The sequence below is a fragment of the Corallococcus exercitus genome, from assembly GCF_003611585.1.
Classification (GTDB): Bacteria; Myxococcota; Myxococcia; order Myxococcales; family Myxococcaceae; genus Corallococcus; species Corallococcus exercitus.
Map to the genome: position 1 here is coordinate 1 of NZ_RAVW01000809.1, position 990 is coordinate 990.

General features: G+C 73.5%; 2 protein-coding genes. Both read right to left on the reverse strand.

Annotated features, from left to right (window positions below):
* Nucleotides 1–429, reverse strand: a 429-nt coding sequence (locus D7W79_RS42220) for an alpha/beta fold hydrolase (RefSeq protein WP_120530775.1), incomplete at its 3' end; no start/stop codon positions are given.
* A gap of 37 nt (nt 430–466) precedes the next feature.
* The coding region (locus D7W79_RS42225) for a TetR/AcrR family transcriptional regulator (protein WP_147442366.1) at nt 467–990 on the reverse strand (524 nt) is incomplete at its 5' end.

Sequence of the window (990 nt, forward strand, 5' to 3'; positions counted from 1 at the left end):
GAATGGTGGCGGCGGTGGGACAGGCGCCACCATTCCCGCCAGCTCCGGCAGCGAGCTGGTGCGCCCGGAGGACGCCCCGTGCCCCGGCGCGTCGTACGTCACCACCGAGAAGCCCGCGTCCACCAGGGGCTGCACGAAGGCCGTGAGCTGCCCGCCGTAGCCGCTCCACCCGTGCACCAGCAGCACCCGGGGGCCCTCGCCCCAGCTCCACACCGCCACGTCCTCGCCCTCCACCCTCAACACCCGGGGCTGCCCCCGCGCCAGCACCGCCTCCGCCGTGCGCGAGCGCCGCGGACGCTGGGGCGTCAGGAACAGCCGCTCCGACCACGCCGCCGCCAGCCCGGGCGCCACCGCCCCCAGCCCTCGCGCCGCCGCCCGCACACCCCACAGCGCCATCTTCGTCCGAACGTTCGTGCTATTTTCAGCCATGATGAGGTCCTCCTCGAAGGACACGGCAACGACAGGGTCAGGGAGTGGGGGTGCGCGCGGCGGTGACGAGCGCGTCGAAGGCCCGGCGGGCTCGCGCCTCGGCCTGGGGGTCCCGCATCAACCGCTTCGCGTGGTGGAAGCCCAGCATCACCGCGTACTGATCATGGGCGAACTGCTCCACGTCCAGCGCCTTGTGGAAGTGCCCTTCCGCCACGGCGATGCGCGCGGCCTGGGCCAGGCAGTCCAGCCAGTCCCGCTGGCTCTGCACCAGCGTGTCCCGCGCGGGCCCGGGCGCATCGTCCAGCTCCGCCGCCGCCGCCACGAAGATGCAGCCGCCCTCGAGCAGCTTGTCCCGGTCCCACGTCAGCCAGCCGTCGAAGAGCGCCCGCACCCGGGGCTCACCGCGGGCCTTGCTCAGCGCCGGGCGGATGACGCGCTCGGTGAAGACGGCGGTGGCCGCCTCCAGGACCTGCACCTGCAGCTCCGTCTTGGACTTGAAGTGCGCGAACAGGCCGCTCTTGGAGAGGCCCAGCTGCTCCGCCAGCCCCCCGATGCTCAGCC